Origin of the sequence: Paenibacillus pinistramenti (genome assembly GCF_005869875.1) — a bacterium.
Lineage (GTDB): Bacteria > Bacillota > Bacilli > Paenibacillales > Paenibacillaceae > Fontibacillus > Fontibacillus pinistramenti.
Map to the genome: position 1 here is coordinate 244658 of NZ_VAWG01000003.1, position 19253 is coordinate 263910.

The 19253-nt window shown below is 53.7% G+C and carries 18 protein-coding genes; 7 read left to right on the forward strand and 11 right to left on the reverse strand.

Annotated elements, in window-relative coordinates:
* Positions 1-3 precede the first annotated feature (3 nt).
* A complete protein-coding gene (locus FCN15_RS06725; RefSeq protein ID WP_138494228.1) occupies positions 4-456 on the reverse strand; it encodes a flavodoxin in 453 nt (150 codons plus the stop codon).
* A gap of 116 nt (positions 457-572) precedes the next feature.
* Positions 573-1358, reverse strand: a complete 786-nt coding sequence (locus tag FCN15_RS06730) for a hypothetical protein (protein WP_138494229.1) — start codon at positions 1356-1358, stop codon at positions 573-575.
* Between the two features lie 315 nt (positions 1359-1673).
* Between FCN15_RS06730 and FCN15_RS06735 the strand changes: the two genes are divergently transcribed.
* The 4 genes from FCN15_RS06735 (at position 1674) to FCN15_RS06750 (ending at position 5640) form a co-directional block, all read left to right on the forward strand.
* Entirely contained in the window at positions 1674-2657 is a 984-nt protein-coding gene (locus tag FCN15_RS06735; protein ID WP_138494230.1) for an iron-hydroxamate ABC transporter substrate-binding protein, read from the forward strand.
* 79 nt (positions 2658-2736) lie between these two features.
* Entirely contained in the window at positions 2737-3765 is a 1029-nt protein-coding gene (locus tag FCN15_RS06740; protein ID WP_138494231.1) for a FecCD family ABC transporter permease, read from the forward strand.
* Positions 3765-4778: a FecCD family ABC transporter permease gene (locus FCN15_RS06745; RefSeq protein ID WP_138494232.1), complete on the forward strand. Its 1014-nt coding sequence runs from the start codon at positions 3765-3767 to the stop codon at positions 4776-4778. The genes FCN15_RS06740 and FCN15_RS06745 overlap by 1 nt, the downstream gene beginning before the upstream one ends.
* A gap of 169 nt (positions 4779-4947) precedes the next feature.
* Positions 4948-5640 (forward strand): metal-dependent hydrolase, encoded by a 693-nt coding sequence (locus tag FCN15_RS06750; protein ID WP_138494233.1) that lies wholly within the window; start codon positions 4948-4950, stop codon positions 5638-5640.
* A 196-nt stretch (positions 5641-5836) separates the two neighbouring features.
* On the opposite strand, the gene FCN15_RS06755 is transcribed toward FCN15_RS06750, so the two are convergent.
* The 7 genes from FCN15_RS06755 to FCN15_RS06785 all read right to left on the reverse strand — a co-directional run bounded on the left by FCN15_RS06755 (position 5837) and on the right by FCN15_RS06785 (position 13228).
* On the reverse strand, positions 5837-6520 hold the full coding sequence (locus FCN15_RS06755) for an S-layer homology domain-containing protein (protein ID WP_138494234.1): 684 nt from the start codon (positions 6518-6520) through the stop codon (positions 5837-5839).
* Positions 6521-6628: 108 nt separating this feature from the next.
* Entirely contained in the window at positions 6629-8563 is a 1935-nt protein-coding gene (locus tag FCN15_RS06760) for an FtsX-like permease family protein (RefSeq protein WP_138494235.1), read from the reverse strand.
* Positions 8553-9314 carry an ABC transporter ATP-binding protein gene (locus tag FCN15_RS06765; RefSeq protein WP_138494236.1) on the reverse strand — a complete coding sequence of 254 codons (762 nt, stop codon included), beginning with the start codon at positions 9312-9314 and terminating at the stop codon, positions 8553-8555. Before FCN15_RS06765 ends, FCN15_RS06760 begins: the two co-directional genes overlap by 11 nt.
* 183 nt (positions 9315-9497) lie before the next feature.
* Complete coding sequence (locus FCN15_RS06770; RefSeq protein ID WP_138494237.1) at positions 9498-10502, reverse strand: sensor histidine kinase; 1005 nt, start codon at positions 10500-10502, stop codon at positions 9498-9500.
* Positions 10499-11188: a response regulator transcription factor gene (locus FCN15_RS06775; protein ID WP_138494238.1), complete on the reverse strand. Its 690-nt coding sequence runs from the start codon at positions 11186-11188 to the stop codon at positions 10499-10501. Before FCN15_RS06775 ends, FCN15_RS06770 begins: the two co-directional genes overlap by 4 nt.
* A 46-nt stretch (positions 11189-11234) precedes the next feature.
* Positions 11235-12467 (reverse strand): aminopeptidase, encoded by a 1233-nt coding sequence (locus tag FCN15_RS06780; protein ID WP_138494296.1) that lies wholly within the window; start codon positions 12465-12467, stop codon positions 11235-11237.
* A complete protein-coding gene (locus FCN15_RS06785; RefSeq protein WP_138494239.1) occupies positions 12467-13228 on the reverse strand; it encodes an exodeoxyribonuclease III in 762 nt (253 codons plus the stop codon). Before FCN15_RS06785 ends, FCN15_RS06780 begins: the two co-directional genes overlap by 1 nt.
* Before the next feature lie 119 nt (positions 13229-13347).
* On the opposite strand from FCN15_RS06785, the gene FCN15_RS06790 reads away from it, so the two are divergent.
* Both FCN15_RS06790 and fabV read left to right on the forward strand, forming a co-directional pair.
* Complete coding sequence (locus FCN15_RS06790) at positions 13348-14196, forward strand: beta-1,6-N-acetylglucosaminyltransferase (protein WP_138494240.1); 849 nt, start codon at positions 13348-13350, stop codon at positions 14194-14196.
* 166 nt (positions 14197-14362) lie between these two features.
* On the forward strand, positions 14363-15553 hold the full coding sequence (fabV, locus tag FCN15_RS06795) for an enoyl-ACP reductase FabV (protein ID WP_138494241.1): 1191 nt from the start codon (positions 14363-14365) through the stop codon (positions 15551-15553).
* 148 nt (positions 15554-15701) lie between these two features.
* Here the strand turns inward: fabV and FCN15_RS06800 are convergent, their stop codons facing one another.
* Together FCN15_RS06800 and FCN15_RS06805 are read right to left on the reverse strand one after the other, a co-directional pair.
* Positions 15702-17540: a SulP family inorganic anion transporter gene (locus tag FCN15_RS06800; protein WP_138494242.1), complete on the reverse strand. Its 1839-nt coding sequence runs from the start codon at positions 17538-17540 to the stop codon at positions 15702-15704.
* Positions 17541-17562: 22 nt separating this feature from the next.
* Entirely contained in the window at positions 17563-17892 is a 330-nt protein-coding gene (locus tag FCN15_RS06805) for an ArsR/SmtB family transcription factor (protein ID WP_138494243.1), read from the reverse strand.
* 318 nt (positions 17893-18210) lie between these two features.
* Here FCN15_RS06805 and FCN15_RS06810 point away from each other — a divergent pair, with 318 nt between their 5' ends.
* Positions 18211-19224 (forward strand): ketoacyl-ACP synthase III, encoded by a 1014-nt coding sequence (locus tag FCN15_RS06810; RefSeq protein ID WP_138494244.1) that lies wholly within the window; start codon positions 18211-18213, stop codon positions 19222-19224.
* Positions 19225-19253 lie beyond the last annotated feature (29 nt).

The window sequence follows — 19253 nt, forward strand, 5'->3', positions numbered from 1 at the left end:
AGGTCAAGTAGCCACGCCCAGACTTTGGATAAACATCACCCCAAACTCCCGGCATAATCCTTTCTCTTCCTGGTTCGGCCCGTATTCGATCTTCAAGCTTGGCTGTGCAAGGACAGCGCCCAGCTCCTCCAGCTTGCTCTCCAGCTGGTCCACCGCCCCGCAATAAATCCTGTAGCCGGTATCCCCGCTTCCAAATGCCGCGGCCGTCCTGCCTTTCAAGTCGAGCTCTTCCATTTCCTCAATAAAATCTATAAATTCATCCGGCAGCTCCCCGTCTCCCCATGTATAAGCGCCAAGCATCAATGCGTCATAATTCAGGAATTCAGCAGCATTGCAGTCCTCCACCATCTTTAATACCGCTTCTGAACCCGCAGCTCGTATCCCCTCTGCGATCAGCTCTGCAATTTCCTCCGTATTGCCCGTCAGACTGGCATAAACGATAAGCACCTTGCTCACTTGATTCCTCTCCCTTCAGCAGAGATTATTTCTACCGGGATTATAATTGATAATGATTCTCATTGTCAATTCGGTTGAGGTCGGCTCAATCGTTTTATGCAGAAACTGAAACAGCCTTACTTCGGAAGCTTGGCCTGAGCCGCATTAAGCGTGGCCGTAATTTTATCCGCCCACGTTCTGATCTTCTTCTGGGAGGCATGTATCTTGCCAAGCTCGCTGTACATCAAAGTCATTTCTGCCGCAGCAGTTACCGCGTTTCCCTGCTTGACTGCTGCGCGGTAAAGCTTGTCCGCTGCGGTAATATTTTTGCTCGCTGCCGAAACCAGCTTATTCTCTGCCGTGATCTGCTGCTTCAGCGTCTTGACCGGCAGCAAGGCATCCTGAACCGTCTTCTTCTTGGCTGCTGCCAGCTTCCTCGCGGATGCCAAAGCTTCTTTCTTCGTTTTGATCTCCAGCTTAGCTGCATCGACAGACGCCTTGAGCTTGTTGCGCTTCAGATCAAGCAAATCCGCCGTCTTCTTATCCTTATTCTTCCGAGCTGCAGCTGACTGCTTGCCAAGCGAAGCGTATTCCTCAAGCAGCGGTGCATACTTCTTCGCCGCAGCCTCCGCCGCGCTCTTCAGCTGGTCGATTTTGGTTTTGTCGATTACTTGTATGCTGGCATTGATCTGCGACAGCTGAGTATTATTTTTCTTGTTAATGGCAGTAATCTCGGCTTTCTCCGCTTTGACAATAGCCTCCAATGCGCTGAAGCTGTCGTGAACTGCATCCAGACTCGATAAAGCTGAACCCCAGCTGTCGGCATAGGCGCGCGGAGTTACGAACCCCAGGCCCACAGCGGCAGCCAGCAGCAAACTGACAAACCTCTTCCTCCACCTGCTATCAGGCAATTTATAATTCATATGCTCATCTCCTCTTCTGCTATTTTTCAAAACAGGCTGGTAATATGCCTCTAGCCCTATTCCGGCGCAAACGCAAAAAAGCACCCCGCAAGAAAGGCCTAAAGCCTAACCTGCGGGGTGCTTCTCCCGCTAACCTGTTTTGATTTCTTTTACTATAATCCTCTCCCTGCACGATGTCAACCAAAACGGGAACATATGTTTTTGCCTAAAATAAATATTGACAAATAAACCTTCACAATTTAAAGTTTTTAATAGTTTATTGATAATGATTATCAATATCAAAAAAAATAGAAAATTCGAAAGGGAGATTCATTAATGAAAAAGCTCGTTCTGCCGTTATTATTTCTTATCTCGCTCACTTTAAGCGCCTGCGGCAACAATCAAAACAACAGCGCAAACAGCTCTGCGCCAAGCGCCAGCTCGGAAGCAGCAAGCTCAGCAAACGCGAGTTCCAGCGCTAATACATCTGCAAGTGAAAGCGACTCCGGCACCATCACCTATCAATCAGAAACGGGACCTATTGAGCTTCCTGCTCATCCTCAGCGTGTCATTGCCCTTGCAGGTTATGCAGGCAATCTCCTGGGTCTTGACGTACCTCTCGTTGGCGTGGATTCCTGGACGAAATCCGACCCTAATTTTCAGGAACAGCTGAAAGACATCCCTGAAGTGTCCGAAGACAATCTGGAGAAAATCATTGAACTGAAACCGGATTTGATTATAACCTCTTCTGATTCCAAGAACCTCGACAAAATGAAGCAGATTGCTCCGGTCGTGGCCTATACATACAACAAGGTGGATTATCTCAATCAAATTCTGGAAATCGGCAAAGCCGTGAACCAGGAGCAGAAGGCTGCAGACTGGATCGCCGACTTCAAAGAACGCGCCAAACAGACAGGCGATGATATCAAAGCGAAAATCGGCGAAGACAAGACGGTAACCGTCATGGAAGGCGACTCCAAGCAGCTCTACATATTCGGCGACGCATGGGGACGCGCAACGGAGATCATCTACCAGGCAATGGGCCTGAAAATGCCGGATAAGGTCAAAGAAATGACCGCCAAGGACGGTTACTACAGCCTGTCTATGGAAGTATTGCCTGACTATATTGGCGACTACCTTATTTTTAGTAAAGACTTCAGCGGCGACAATTCGTTCCAGTCCACAGATACTTACAAGAACATTCCGGCTGTCAAAAATAATCATGTGTTTGAAGTCGAAGCCAAAGCCTTCTATTTCAACGACATGCTGTCGCTTGATTACCAGCTTGACTTCCTCAAGAAGTCTTTCCTGGGCAGCTAATTCATCCATCCATTCACTGAAGAAGGGCTCCTCACGGAGTTCTTTCTTCTATCATTTTATAAGGAACTGATGAGCGAATATGAAAACTCAACCCACAGCCCTAACCGGTTCAAACCGTTCGCGCGCGTTTGGGCTAAAGCTTCTGCTTAGTCTTGTGCTCTTTGCCGTCATGTTCGCCGCAGCCATCATGATCGGTGCTAAGAATATCGCCCTGCAGGAGGTCTGGAGCGCGATTGTTGATCCCGGGGCACAAGGGGAAAATATCTCCATTATCCGCGATATCCGGCTGCCGCGTGAGGTTGGCGCTGTCCTCGTCGGTTCAGCTCTGGCGATCTCCGGAGCAATCATGCAGGGTCTGACGCGGAATCCGCTCGCTGACCCCGGTCTGCTCGGGCTGACCGCCGGCGCAAATGCGGCACTGGCCTTCACCTTTGCTTTTATCCCGGCTGCCGGCTACTTCGGCACGATGACAGCGTGCTTTATCGGCGCGGCCTTTGGCGTGCTGCTGGTATTCGGGCTCGGCTCCCTGAGAAAGCGCGGTCTATCCCCGCTCCGCATGGTGCTGGCCGGTTCGGCGGTCTCCGCTCTGCTCGCCGCCGTTGCTGACGGCATCAGCCTGATGTTCAAAATCTCCAAAAATGTATCCATGTGGACCTCCGGAGGCCTTGCAGGTGCAACTTGGGGCCAAATCCAAACCATTGCTCCCGTTATCCTTCTCAGCATTGCTGCTTCGGTCATGCTATCCCGCCAGCTTACCATTCTGAGTCTGAATGAAGAGGCTGCCGTAGGACTCGGACTAAAGAGCACCCAGGTCAAAATCGCCTTGTATATTCTGATCACGCTGCTCGCCGGCGCTTCTGTAGCATTAGTCGGCAACTTCGCCTTTATCGGTCTTATGATTCCGCATATTGTAAGAGCTTTGGTCGGGACGGATTACCGGACGATATTGCCGATCTCCGCCATACTGGGCGCGGTGTTTATGCTGTTTGCAGATTTGCTAGGACGGATGATCAATGCCCCCTATGAAACGCCGGTGGCGGCCATTATTGCGATTATGGGATTGCCTTTCTTCCTCTTAATCGTGCGTAAAGGAGTCAAGTCACTCTGATGAACCAACTACAACTTCAACTGCAGCGCAGACAGCAAATCACGTTTGTCGCCCTGCTGCTCCTGACACTGGCTACAATCGGAATCGGCATGGGAATTGGCGCTTCCTCCGTTTCTTATGATCGTCTGATTCCGACCCTGCTCGGTCACGGAACCTTCAAGGATGAGTTTGTGCTCTTCTCCATCCGGCTGCCGCGAATGCTGGTAACTCTTCTGGCCGGCATGGCACTTGCCTTGTCCGGTTCCATTTTGCAGGGAATAACGCGCAATGAGCTTGCCGATCCCGGCATTGTGGGCATCAACTCGGGCGCCGGCGTTGGCGTTACGGTCTTCTTCCTCTTTGCGCCTATAGATGCCGGAACCTTCGCCTATGTGCTGCCCCTCGTCGCTTTTGCCGGCGCTTTGGTCACAGCAGTGCTCATCTATTCTTTCTCGTACAGCCGGCAGGAAGGCCTGCAGCCGATGAAGCTGGTGATCAGCGGTGTCGGTTTCTCCATGGCGATGTCCGGCATCATGATTGTGCTGATCTCCCATTCGGAGCGGACTAAGGTCGACTTTATCTCCAAATGGCTTGCCGGTAATGTGTGGGGTACGGACTGGCCGTTTATTATCGCTCTGCTGCCCTGGCTGGCCGTGCTTCTCCCTTATACGCTGTATAAGTCCAAGACCTTGAACCTGCTCGCGCTGAATGAGGAGGTTGCCGTAGGAGCCGGGGTTCATATGCAAAGAGACCGGATTCTGCTGACCCTCTCAGCTGTTGCGCTGGCGGCTTCCGCCGTCTCCGTTACCGGGGGTATTGCCTTTATCGGCCTTATGGCGCCGCATATCGCCCGGGCATTAGTTGGCCCGAGACATCAGCTGTTCGTTCCGATCTCGTGTCTGACGGGCGGCTGGCTGCTGCTTCTGGCAGATACAATCGGGCGGAATCTGGCGGACCCGGACGGCATTCCTGCCGGAATCGTCGTGGCTTTTATCGGGGCGCCTTATTTCCTGTATCTGCTGTTAAAAAGATAATTCCCGCACATTCGCTTCACATCTTCCCATCTTCACTTCACATCCGGCAGTGGTGATGCAAATTTTGGATTTATGCTTGGAAGAGAATATAATAAGGGCTGGAGCTGCTGAAGGCGGCTCTCAGCCCTTACTTTTTTTCTCAACGATTTCTGAAGGAGGACAAGCACAGATGCAGCTCATTTATCATGGACATTCCACGATTCAATTAAATACCGGCGGCAAATCGCTGATTGTCGATCCGTTTCTCAGCGGTAATCCGCATGCAGCGGCTAAACCGGAGGATATCAAGACTGATGCCGTACTGCTGACGCATGCCCACGCCGACCATATCCTCGATGCGGCTCCCATTGCCAAGGCCAACAACGCGCCGGTCATCGCGAACCCGGAGCTGGCGGCTTATATAAGCTGGCAGGGTGTTGAACGTGCAATCGGCATGAACATCGGCGGCACCGTGGATCTCGGCTTTGCATCCGTTAAGATGATCCATGCCTTTCACAGCTCCGGCATCGTCGACGAAGCCAATAAAACGGTTATTTACGGCGGTATGCCGGCCGGGTTCATTATTAAAGCGGAAGGCAAAACTATCGTTCACACCGGCGACACCGGCCTGTTCAGCGATATGAAGCTGATCGGCGAGATGAATGACATCGACGTCGTGTTCCTGCCGATCGGCGACCATTTTACAATGGGACCTGAAGACGCGCTCCAGGCCGCTGTATGGTACAACGCCAAGCTGGTGGTTCCGGTGCACTACGATACTTTCCCGCCAATCAAACAAGACGCTGAAGCCTTTGCAGCCAAGCTGGAAGCCAAAGGCCTTAAAGGCAAAGTGCTGAAGCCGGGCGGATCACTAGAAATCTAAGCGGCATCGCGCAATCAGGCATCCAGGCATCCAAGCACCAAAGCATCCAGGCAATCAGGCATCCAGGCATCCTTATCCGAGATCCGGAAGGGTGCCTTTTTTTTGTTATGGAGTCAAGGCTTCATATGTATACGGACTGGTTCTGAAATAGAAAAAAGCCGCGCATCAGCGCAGCTTGCCCAAAGCTTTTCCGGTCTCATACCCCTGCGGGAGCTTGATAAGGATGGCCGTTCACGAATTCGATGGCGTTGTACAGCATGACCGCCGCTTCAGCCCGGGTGATGTTTCCTTTCGGGTTAAAGCTGCCTTTGTCGTCCAGCGCAGCGATGTTCCATGTCAATGCGCGCTGAATGGCGCCCTGGTAATCCGGAGTGATGTCGGCAGCATCGGTGATTTCTGCAGGCACCAGCTTGATCATAGGCAGGGCTGCCCACTTCTCGATGAGCTGCACCAGATAAGCGGTGTACTGCTCGCGCGTCACCGCCTGCGAAGGGTCAATAGTGCTGTCGATCTCCAGCCCTTTGCTCGAAGCCTTCAGAAACGCCTCTGCATACCAGGCCGAATCTGTCACGTTCAGAAACCCGCCGTTCTCCTCTGCCGCCGAGCCTGCGGCTTCAGCTGCCGGAATGACAGCCAGACCGTTCGCAAGCATCTGAACCGCTTCGGCTGCGGTCAGGGCTGCCGCTGGATGAAATTCATCATTGCCTGTTCCCTTTAGCACGCCCTGCTCCTGCAGGGACAGGATTTTGTCCTGGCCGTTCACACTGTTTAAGTCTGTAAAAGCTCCGTCTGCAGCAAGCACCTGGCTGCCAAGGGCTGCGGTCAGACACAAGGCAGCGAGGCCGGCTGCAAGCTTCTGCCCGGCTGATTGTTGGATCATGGATAGACACCTCTTCTGTTAAGTGGATTGGAATGATTTTCTTCTATCCTTCAGACAGAGGGAGTCATCAAAAGGTTGCAGGGCCGATAGCTTCTTTGGTCCATCTATTCAGAGGGCCTCTTTAATAACCTTCTTGTAATACTGGACGGATAAAATGCCGAAGACCGAATACAGCCCCGTATAAAGCACCATGACGATCACCATCGGCGTCCAGACCTCTGTGCCGAACAGAAACCAGCCGGACTGCACCGCGAAATAGCTGTGACAAAGCCCCACAACAAGCGGGATGCCGAAGTTGAACACCTGCTTCACCCGGATGCCCTTCTGCAGGTCTCCCCGGGTGAATCCAAGCTTGCGGAGAATCGTATAGCTGTCCTTCTCATCCTCGCTCTCCCCGGTCTGCTTGAAATACAGGATGCAGCCGGAGGTAATCAGGAAGGTTAGGCCCAGAAAGCCGACAATAAACATAATCAGCCCCATATTCTGCTTCTGGTTATCCACCAGCTCCTGGCGGGAAAGAGGGTCGCCTGTCATCCGATTGATGAGGCCCTCATAAATTTCATTCGCCTGCTTCAGCTGTGCCGGGTCTGTAATTTGTATCCCGTTATAATGAAATACCTTGTCACTGCTCTGCTTCAGCTGGTCAAACAAAGCCTGGTCTACGACCAAGACTGGCATCGTTCCTATCGAGTATTGCGAAGAGATAATATGCTCCCGGTGCAGGCCCAGATAGTGCAGAGAGATGCTCCCCTTCTTGGTAACCAGTCCGATCTCCCCGGATTTCTTCAGCGGAAGAAACTTCTGGAGCATATCGTTGCTGCCTGTAAAGATCGCCTCATCGGCCTTGAGATCGAGCTGGCCCGCGGCTTTATCACCAATCACAGCCAAATCCATATACTCGTCCCCGCTTGAGATCAGCTCACTCGCACCGCCCGTCTGAATTTGGGTCACATCCGCAGGCACATGAATGACATCCACCTCTTTCACCGTATAAGCAATCCCCTCAGCAGCCAGGGACTTCCCGAGCAGTCCGGCATCCTCCGTCCTGGTCAGCGCAAAATCCAGCGGCACCGAATCGGCGGCAGACTTCTCCGCAGAATAATACGAGATATAAGACAGCGACAGCAGCCCGATCGCCAGCGCCGAAACCGTTGTAATAATCGTAAGCATCAGCGCGCTGGACTTCATGCGGAACATGATGGACGACAGCGACATAACGTCGGTGATTCCCAGATAGCCGCCTTTGCTTCTGCGGATCAGTTTGGAGACAAAGCTGACCGACCCTTTATAAAATAGATAGGTGCCGAGGATGACGGCCCCCAGAATATAAATCATGGCCAGAAACAGCTGCGCCATGGTGGTAAATTTTCCACCGAACAGTTCAGACGAAATGGAATAGCCCGAGATCATAAGGACGAGGCCGATCAGCCCTGTCACCACTTCCCAGAAGGACAGCCTGCCTACCTTGCCCTCCGAAGAAGAGCGGACCCTAAACAGGGACAAAATGCTCTGTCTCAGGATAAAGAGGTAGTTCATGATCATGATCAGGATATAAATTCCGCAGAAGATAAGGAGGGTCTGAATCAGGGCCTGGACCGAAAAATTCATCGCCGCCCCCGTCTCCGCCCCAACAATTTGAAACAGAATCATCAGCATCAGCCGTGAGAAGGAGAAGCCGATCAGAATGCCGACTGCGAGCGAACCAAAGTAAAGCATCAAATTCTCTGCACTCAGCATGCCGAAGATCCGCTGCTTGGTCATGCCGATTAGCTGGAACAGGCCGATCTCCCTGCTGCGCCGCTTGATAAAGATGCTGTTCGCATACAGAAGGAACACCGCCACGATAACCACCAGCAGAATGGAAGCCGCCCGCAGGGAGGCAGCCCCTTTGATCGAGCCCTTCAATTCGTCCATGGCCGGATCATACTGCAGGGTGACGAAGGCGAAATACAGGGCTGAACTGAAGATAAGCGCGAATACGTACAGGTAATAATTGTTCAGATTCTTGCGGAGATTCCTCCAGATCAGATGATTAATGTTCATGCTGCACCCCGCCGAGCACCCCTTGGGTCTTCATGATGTCCTGGAAGAATACCTGCCGGTCCTGCGCACCGCGGTTCAGCTGGGTATACACCTGTCCGTCCTTGATAAAAATAACCCGGCTGCAGTAGCTCGCAGCCACCGGATCATGCGTCACCATGATGATGGTTGAACGGCGGCGCTGATTGAGGTCGCTGAGCTTGTTCAGCAGGTCGGAGGCCGCCTTGGAATCCAGCGCTCCGGTCGGCTCATCCGCAAAGATAAGACTCGGCTCATGGATAAATGCCCGGGCGGCCGAGGTGCGCTGCTTCTGGCCACCGGAGATTTCGTTCGGATACTTGTCCTTCAGCTCCAGAATCCCGAGCTCAGCGGCCAGCGATTCAAACCTCTGACTGGCTTCCCTGCGGGAAATCTTCGCAATCGACAGCGGGAGCAGAATATTTTCTTTGACGGTCAGGGTGTCGAGCAGATTATACTCCTGAAAAATAAACCCCAAATGCCGCTTGCGGAATTCAGCCAGCTGCTTCTCCTTCATGCCGGTCATCTCCACTTGGTTGATGATGATGGAGCCGTGCGTCAGCTTGTCGATGGAGGACAGCACGTTAAGCAGCGTCGTTTTGCCCGAGCCGGACGGCCCCATGATGCTGACGAACTCTCCTTCCTCAATCGTCAAATCAATCCCTTTCAGAACCTCCTGGCTGTTCTGCTTCGTGCCGTAAATTTTATGGATTTTGCGTGCTTCCAATATGCTCATTTTCTCTTGATTCCCCTCTATCCTCTGAATTGGCCGGATTTCTGGAAGTCATTATGCTGCGGCCTTGATCTGTTCCCAGTATATCGAAACGAAGGGGAGCCCGGCGTTTGATTCGTCTAACAAAACAAGATAAGCATGTGACAATAACGTCACATGCTTATCTCGCTTATTCACACGCTTCTGTCACATGCCTATCGTATCCACAAACTCGTTCCGCCGCGGAAAACGAAGGATCATCCGTGTCCCGCTGCCAGGCCTCGAGTCCACCTCCATCCGGATGGACAGCGCTTCGGCCGCCCGGCGCGACAGGTAAAGGCCCATTCCGGTCGAGGCCTGGTCCTGGTGCCGGGTCGTTGAAGTGAAGCCTTTGTCGAAGATCCGAGGAAGGTCCTGGGCCTCGATGCCCCGGCCTTCATCCTGTACTTCTACAATGACTTGTCCCTCCTGCAGCGAGCTGACAATCGTAATGTCGCTGTTATCGCTGTATTTGATCGCATTGGTCAGCAGCTGGCGAAGGATGAATGAGAGCCATTTGGCATCGCTGTATACCTCGGGAGCCTGGAGCTGCAGATCGAAGCCGATCCCCTTCTGCATGCACCAGGACTGCAGGGCCTTGATTTCATTCACAATCAGCGCCTTCAGGTTTATTTTCTCAATATACAGGTCGTTCTCAAGAAAGGAGATCCGCTTGCTGTGCAGCTGCTGGTCAAGCAGCAGATGAATCCGGAGCCATTCATAAGTAAGATTAGACTTCAGAGAGGAGTCCTCCAGCCGCTCGATCATAAGATGCATGGCGGTCAGAGGCGTCTTCACCTCATGAATCCAGGCCAGCAGGTCATCCTTCTCGCTCTCCAGCAGCATCTGGTTATGCGAGGCAATCCTGCGCAGGCGTTCGGTCTGTTCGGTAATACTCTTGTCGATGAGATGCTCGAAAGGGCTGTCCGGCTCGCGGAGGCTGCCCAGGTCGAGGCTGTTGTTCCACTCCTCCAGGCCGCGGTAGAACCGGGTCTCCTTAAAGAATCTCAGCACCAGGAATATCCCGAAGATCACCAAAGACAGAAACACAATATAAGCCGCCGGCCAGAACGGAATAGCAGCATCAATATAGGCGATGAACAGGATCAGCACCTGCTGCAGCAGGATAAACGCGATCCAGCCGCTCCGCTCCCGCAGAAATCTGCCCATCACGGCTGAACCTCTTCCACGGCCATATACCCCAAGCCGACTTTGGTTTCAATATATTGGCCCAGTCCGATCTCATCCAGCTTCTTGCGCAGCCGGTTCAGATTGACGGTCAGCGTATTATCGCTCACAAACCGCTCGTCATCCCATAAGCTTCTGATCAGCTGCTCCCGGGTAACCACCTTGTTCTTGTGCTCGATCAGCTGCTTCAGGATCAGGATTTCATTCCGGGTCAGCTCGACGCTGCCAGCTTCAGCGGTGACGATATTTTTCTCATAATCTACTGCCGCTTTGCACCACGTCTTGAACGAAGCGCTGTCGCTGCTGTAATTGTAGGCCCGCCGGAGAATCGCCTGGATCTTCGCGATCAATACGTCAAAATGAAACGGCTTCTGGATATAGTCGTCCGCACCCAGCTGCATGGACATGACCATATCCGTCGGGTGATCCCGCGAGGACAGAAAAATAATCGGCACATTGGAGTGCGCCCGAATCATCCGGCACCAATGAAAGCCGTCAAATTTAGGCAGCTGGATGTCAATCAGCACCAGATCCGGCTTGATCTCCGTAAATTCCTGAAGCACCTGGCTGAAATCCCGGATGCCATGCACCTCATAAGACCACTGCGTCAGCCGCTCCCTGATCTCCTGAAACAGGGTCTGATCATCCTCAATCAATAATAGGGTAAACAACAACCGTCACCTGCTCTCGTTACCTGCTCTCAAATCGGGTTAACCCTTATGCCCAGTTCCCTGCGCGGAACACGGCTTCCACGGTGCCGTCCTCCAGCTCGCCGTCGATTTCAAGCTCAGCCGAGCCGATCATAAAGTCCACATGCGTCAGGCTCACGTTGCCGCCTTTGGCCAGCAGCTCCTCTTTGGTCAGCTTGGTGCCGCCCTCGATATTAACCGGATAGCAGCTGCCCAGAGCAAAATGGCAGGAGGCATTTTCATCAATGCCCGTGTTGTAGAAGATCCGGTTCATCTGCGAAATCGGCGAGTTATGAGGCACAAGCGCCGCTTCGCCTAAGTAGGACGCTCCTTCATCCGTCTCCAGCAGCGAGGTGAGATGTTCGCGTCCGGATTCGGCTTCATAGGACACAACCCTGCCGTCCTTAAAGGTCAGCTTAATGCCTTCAACGAGCCGGCCGTTCAGGTTCAGCGGCATCGTGCTGCTCACCGTTCCGTTCACGCCGGTCCGCTTCGGCATCGTATAAATCTCTTCGGTCGGCATATTCGCCACGAAATAAGTGCCGGACTCGGCATAGTCGCCGCCGCCCAGCCACAAATGGCCTTCCGGCAGCTCGACCCGGAGATCGGTCCCCGGTGCGCGGTAATGCAGCGCTTTGTAGCGCTTGCTGTTCATCCGGTTCTGTGTTTCCTTAAGCGCAGCAATGTGCTCTTTCCAGGCCTGGACCGGATCATTGTCCGCTTCCACCCGGTTCATCTTGAACACGGCTTCCCACATCGCCGACACCCGCTGCTCCTCCGGCAGATCGGCGAACACTTTATCCGCCCAGTCCCGGGTCGGCGCTTTGATCAGCGACCAGACGACTTTGTTGCTGCGCACATAAGACTGATATTTCTCCCGGGCTACGGCCGCCGCTTTGACCGCTGCTGCAACCTTCGAGGAATCAATGCCCTTGAACAGCTCAGGGTTAGGCACTTTAATATGCAGCACGGCTCCCCCGCTTTCCGCCAGCTGCTCCATCGTATCGGCCTGCCATTTCGGGTAGTAGCCGAAGGAATCGTCCGGCGCTTTCTCATACCGGAGCCGTGTAACCTGCTCGTCGTCCCAATCCACCTGCACAAATTTGGCGCCGGCTTCATAGGCTTTGGCGACAATAAGCCTTGTAAACTCGGCCGTATCCAGCGGCGCGTTAACGAGCAGCACCTGTCCGGGCTGGATATTCACGCCTACCTTGATCACCAGCCCGGCATATTTTTCGAGCATGACGTTAAAGTTGTTCATCATTCAAAATCCTCCATCTCTAGAATAACCGGGCAATGGTCGCTGCCCAAAATGTCCGTGTCGATCCTGGCGTCGCGGAGCAGCGGTCCAAGCCGCTCGGAGGCCAGAAAATAATCGATGCGCCAGCCGATATTCCGCTCCCGCACCTTCATCATGTACGACCACCAGCTGTATGTATCCGTCTGATCCGGATAGAAATAGCGGAAGGTATCCACAAACCCGGAGGACAGCAGCTCGCTCAGCTTCCCGCGTTCCTCATCCGTAAATCCGGAGTTGCCCCGGTTGGTGGCGGCATTTTTCAAATCAATATCCTGGTGTGCGACATTCAGATCCCCGCAGACGATGACAGGCTTGCGGCTGTCCAGGTCCAGCAGATATTGGCGGAACCGGTCCTCCCATTCCAGGCGGTACGGCAGGCGCGACAAATCCCGCTTCGCATTGGGCGTATACACATTGACCAGATAAAAAGCTTCGAATTCGAGCGTAATCGTGCGGCCCTCGGCTTCGGCATTCTCCTCCAGTCCGTACCAGACGGACAGAGGTTTTATTTTTGTAAACACAGCCGTTCCCGAATATCCCTTCTTCACGGCATAATTCCAGTACTGCTCATATTCAGCGCCGTGCTCCATCGTGATCTGGCCTTCCTGGAGCTTCGTTTCCTGCACGCAGAAGATGTCGGCGTCCACCCGGTTGAAATAATCCTGAAAGCCTTTGCTTACCGCGGCCCGCAGGCCGTTGACGTTCCATGATACAAGCTTCATTGTATAAATCTCCCTGCACATATGACTGTTATGATTTCACTTTAAGTGTAACATAGGAGGGAATCTTATGATAAATTAAGGAGAGGAGTGCTGAACTAAAACAAACTGGAGACTTGCAAATGGTTAAGATTGCTTATTTTATTATGGCGCATCAACAGATCGAGCTGCTTCAGCGCATGCTGAACTCTATTTACACACCGGATCATATCTATCTGATTCACATAGACTCTAAAGCCGACAGCCAGCTCCATACCTTTGCCGGGGAACTGGTACAGCATCATCCAAATATTCATGTTCTCCCGTCACGGTCATTGACCTGGGGGCTTTGGTCGCTTGTCCAGTGCGAACTCGATGCCCTTACCTATTTACTTCACACTGACAAGAGCTGGACCCATTTTATTAATCTGAGCGGCCAGGATTTTCCTTTGGTTAAGCAGTCTTTTATTGAAAGCTTCCTTGAGGGCAACCGCAATAATTATGTAAGGTACAAATTGCTGACTGATAATCCGGTATTAAAATCCAACCAGCAGGCTCATTATTTCATCGAGGATTGCGGGGTATTAAAAGAGCTGGGGCCCCGGGAACCCTTTGAGCATTATTTTGCTGACCATATTGTTCCTTACTACGGCTCCCAATGGAAAATCCTTCACCGTTCTTTTGCCGAATATGCCGCAAGCTCTTATCTTTCGTTTGAAATGCAGGACTATTTCCGCTATACCTTGATTCCTGACGAGTGCTTTTTTCCTACCTTAATCATGAACAGCCCTTTTAAGCAAACGGCTATAGATGAAAACCACCGTTATTTTAAAATGGTGAAGCACCATGAGGTTCTGCTAAGTCCTTCCGTCCTGACGGCAAATGAGATTATCGAGATGTATAAATCTCCTGCCTTCTTTGCCCGGAAATTTGATTTGAATGTGGATGCCGGCGTTATTCAGATTCTGGAGAATGTCATTAAGGCCGGATAAAATTCGGGATGACCGCAGGCCTGTTAAAAAATCCTTGCGCTATTCCTGCTGCCACTGGTTACAGGCGGGCAATTATTGCTAAAATAGAAAGGTACGCCTTACATACGATTATTGAGCGGATAACCTGCACAACTGAAAATCTCTATACAAGAAAGGAATTAAACTGATGATTATTAAACCAAGAACACGCGGCTTTATCTGCACTACCTCTCATCCGGCAGGCTGTGAAGCCCAGGTCCAGGAGCAGATCAGCTATGTAAAATCCAAGCCGGCCGTTAAGGGGCCGCGCAATGTGCTGGTCATCGGCGCATCAACCGGCTACGGGCTGGCCGCCCGCATCGTGGCCGCCTTTGGAGCCGGAGCGAACACAGTGGGCGTGTACCGTCCCAGCAAAAGCACTCCAACCCGCACCGCATCCGCCGGCTGGTACAATTCCGCCGCTTTCGAGAAGGCTGCCGAAGCTGCCGGGCTGAAATCGTTCAGCGTGACAGGCGATGCTTTTGCCGAAGATACCAAATCACGCACGATTGAGCTGATCAAGCAGGAGCTTGGCCAGGTCGATATGGTTATTTACAGTGTAGCCACCGCTCGGAAGACCAATCCGGCTACGGGAGAGGCGTTTAACTCCGTATTGAAGCCGATTGGCCAGCCTTATACGAACAAGACCGTTGATTTTCATAACGGCACAGTGACAGAAGTATCCCTGGAGCCCGCCACGGATGAAGAGATTCAGGCGACCGTCGAGGTTATGGGCGGCAGCGACTGGCAGGACTGGATGGATCAGCTTGAGTCTGCCGGCGTCCTTGCAGACGGCGTCATTACGCTGGCTTACTCCTACATTGGACCTGCTATTACTCAGGCTATTTACCGCGACGGCTCGATCGGCCAAGCCAAAGAGCATCTGGAAGCGACGGCCCGCCGGATGAACCAACAGTTTGCCGCCAAGAACGGCCATGCCTATGTGGTGGTCGGCAAAGCGCTTGTCACCCAGTCTTCCTCGGCCATTCCGATTGTGCCGCTGTATATTTCCGCCCTATATAAAGTAATGAAAGAGAAAGGCATTCACGAGGGCACAATTGAGCAGATGTACCGTTTGTTTGCCGAACGCCTGTACAGCGGCGGCGAGGTGCCTGTTGATGAGCAGGACCGCATCCGTATTGATGACTGGGAAATGCGCGAGGACGTCCAGCAGGAAGTGGAAGACATCTGGAACAGCGTGACCACAGAGAACATCTGGCAGCTCACCGATCTGGAAGGCTACCGGAAGGAATTCTTCCAGCTGTTCGGCTTTGAAACGACCGGCGTTGACTATGAAGCCGACACCGATCCGGAAATCGAAGTTCCGCATCAATTTTAAGCCCGGAAGCTCAGCCTGCCGAAGCTATTAGGCTCCATGCTGAGCCCATTAGGCTTCAGGCTGAAACCTGACACACACATGAACAAAGACGGCTGTCCATCCCCTTTGCGGATGACAGCCGTCTTATTTGGTTTGAGCATCAGGCCGGTTAAGACCGAACCATTTTCCCTGACGAAGCAGACACTGAAGAAGGAATTGAAGCAGGCATTGAAGCAGATCTTGGGGCCGGCGCTAACGCAGAATTTGCACCCGGCGCATAAGCCGGGGCTTCTTCCCCTGCCGCCCGGCACAGCGACGGGCACTCCCTAAAGGCAAACTGGCGGCAGCCCTGGCACTGCGGCCGGTTCACATGGGCAAGCGCGTAGTCCAACGCTTCACCGGTGTGTTTGAAGCAGCGGGATTCGCCGATCTGCTGATATCCGCCTGTGCGGAGCAGCATCTCCTTCGGCTGGCGGTTCAGTCCGGCTGCCAGGACAGTGGTCCCTTGTTCCTGCAGCTTGCGGACAAAGGCCGTAAACTGGGCCTCGCCCGTTGTATCCATGAAGGGCACCCGGCTCATGCGTAGGATGAGCCAGCCGGGCTTCTGCCGGGCGAGCACACCGGCTTCCTGCTCGAAAGCGGCGGCGGCGCCAAAGAACAAAGCGCCGTTCACGCTAAAGATCGAGACCTGCGGGCAGCCGGGATGGCGGTCCGCGCGGTGCTCAAGTATTTTTCCCTGTCCGGTTGGCTGCTCGGGAAGCGCTTTGTGCATGACAATGGACCGGCTCATCCCCCAAATAAACAAGGCCGCAGCCAGCAGAAGGCCGATCTCCACCGCGGTGGTAAGTGTCGTAAGCACGGTTAGCAGAAACGTGACAACCAGAATGACGGAGTCCCCGGTCCGGGTCTTGAGCATTTTCATAAAGGCTGTCCGTTCGCTCATATTCCAGGCGACCACCATCAGCACAGGCGCCATGCTGGCCAGCGGAATATGCGAGGCGTAAGGCGCGAACAGGGCCACGATCGCAAGAACGGCCAGTCCATGAACAACCCCCGACACAGGCGAAGCGGCGCCGCTGCGGATGTTGGTTGCCGTCCGGGCAATGGCTCCTGTAGCGGGAATGCCGCCAAAGAACGGCGTCACCATATTGGCAATGCCCTGCCCCAGCAGCTCCCGGTTGCTGTTATGGCGGGTATCGCTCATCCCGTCGGCCACTACCGCTGAGAGCAGCGATTCGATGCTGCCCAGCATGGCGATGACCAAAGCGGGCTGCAGCATTGTCAGCAGATGCCCGGCTGACAGGTCAAGTCCGTGCAGAGCCGGGAGACCGCCGGTGATCGAGCCGTATGCCGAGCCGATTGTGGCTACCTTTCCCGGAAAGAGCCACAGCGAAGCGAGCGTGGATAACAGCAGGCCTACAATGGAGGCCGGAATTTTTGGCGCTAGTTTTGGAGTGAGAAGCAGCGCCGCCAGACAAATACAGGCAGTAACCACGCTGTACACGTTCCAGGTTGAGAGCCGCAGCCCCAGCTCCTTCATGCTGCCGAGAAAATATTCATGCCGCTTGACCCCCGTCAGCCCCAGAAAATTCCCGATCTGGCCGGAAAAGATAGTAACCGCAATTCCAGCCGTAAATCCAATCGTTACAGGCTTCGGGATGTACCGGATCAGAAAGCCTAATCTGAGCAGCCCCATCAGCACCAGAATGACACCGCCAAGAAATCCGGCAATGAGCAGATCCTGGTACCCGTACTGGAGTACGATGCCCAGCAGGACGGGGATAAACGCGCCCGTCGGGCCTCCGATCTGGAACTTCGAGCCGCCGAGCAGCGAAATGAGAATACCGGCTACAATTGTGGTGTATAACCCATACTCCGGCTTCACGCCCGATGCAATCGCAAACGCCATGCCCAGCGGGATGGCGACAATCCCGACGATGCAGCCTGCGACCAAATCACGCCGCAGCGCTTCGCCGTTATAATGCTGATAACGACCTCTCCACTTCATCATCTAACCTTCTTTTCTCTCTTTATGGTTGCTGCTTCATTTCTTCCAATACGGAAATCGTTTCAACCAGATGGTTGTTAAAAATCTGCTTCGCCACCGCGAGCAGCTCCTTGAGCAGCGGATCCCGGAGCGAATAAGTCACGGTTGTCCCGGTCTTCACGGTATTCACCAGGCTCTTGGCGCGGAGCACAGCGAGCTGCTGGGAAACCGCCGAGCCTTCCGCCCCCACAATTCCCTGAATTTCGTTCACATTCCGTTCGCCTTCGCACAGCACCTCCAATATCCGAATCCGCAGCGGATGAGCCAAGGCTTTAAAAAATTCCGCTTTAAAGCGGGGAATCTGCATCTCCATCGCACCCACCCTTTGTCTTGTGTTGTCTATTCTTATTCCTCTTATCTTCAAATCTTTGAAGATTACAATATTTATTGTAGAGCCGTATAAACCGGAGCGTCAGTGACTTTTGCCACGCCGCAGCCGGGTTGTTCTTATGATGAAATTTTCAGGGGGCAATATGCTCGCAGTGCGCGGGTATTCTGGGGCTGTGGAGGGTATCCCATTTGTGGAATTTGTAAAATATAGGGTGGAGGCCGTTGACTGCGCCTCTTTCATCCGATATGATTGGCACTAAGTATTAGTATCTGGTACTAAATTCAAGGAGGCAGATGGCGTATGAGCCGGATAGAGGGAGCTTTCACCTATAACACTTCTGCACAAATTACGGCAGTCGGATCTTATTTGCCCGAGAAAGTGCTGAGCAACGCGGATTTGGAGAAAATGGTCGAGACAACGGACGAATGGATCGTCCAGCGTACAGGGATCAGTGAGCGGAGGATTGCTGCAGACAAGGAATTTACGAGCGATCTGTGCTTTGCTGCCGTTCGCAATATGGCGGAGGAATATCAGGTGGAGCTTGGGGATGTGGACTATATCATCGTCGCCACCACGACGCCGGATACCTTCTTCCCGCAGATGGCCGCCCGTGTCCAGGCGGAATTCGGCATCGCCCATTGCGGCGCGGTTGACGTGCAGGCGGCCTGCGCCGGGTTTGCAGCTGCGCTCCAATTGGCAGGCGGCCTGATCGCCACGGGCATGCACCGCAAAATACTGGTTATCGGAGCAGAAGCCCTGTCCAAAATTACGGATTATACCGACCGGACAACGTGTATTCTGTTCGGCGACGGCGCGGGTGCAGTGCTGGTTGAAGCCGGATCGCCGGAGGAAGCTCCCTCCTGGCTCAGCTCCATCGCCTTGACGGACGGGGCGGAAGGCCATCACCTGTACCGCTCCAGCCTGGCTCCGAATATCGGGGATATGGCGCTGGAGCAGAACGGCTTTATCGTCCAGAACGGCCGCGCTGTCTACCGCTGGGCGATCAGCCGGGTGCCGGAGGGCATCCGGCAGTTCATGAAGCAGGCCGGCATTACGGCGGAGGACGTCGACTGGCTGGTGCCGCATAATCCGAACATGCGGATTCTGGAGGCGGTCTGCGAGCGCACCGGCATTCCGCTGGAGAAGACGGTCAGCACCTTGGCATACACCGGCAACACCTCGGCAGCCTCCATCCCGATTGCCCTGCACCAGGCCGTCCGGGACGGCCGGATCCGCAGCGGGCAGCTGCTGATGCTCTACGGCTTTGGCGGCGGCTTGTCCCAGGCCGGCCTGCTGCTGCGCTGGGCACTGTAAAGGCGCGGCGCTCAAGCCCGCTGCAAGGA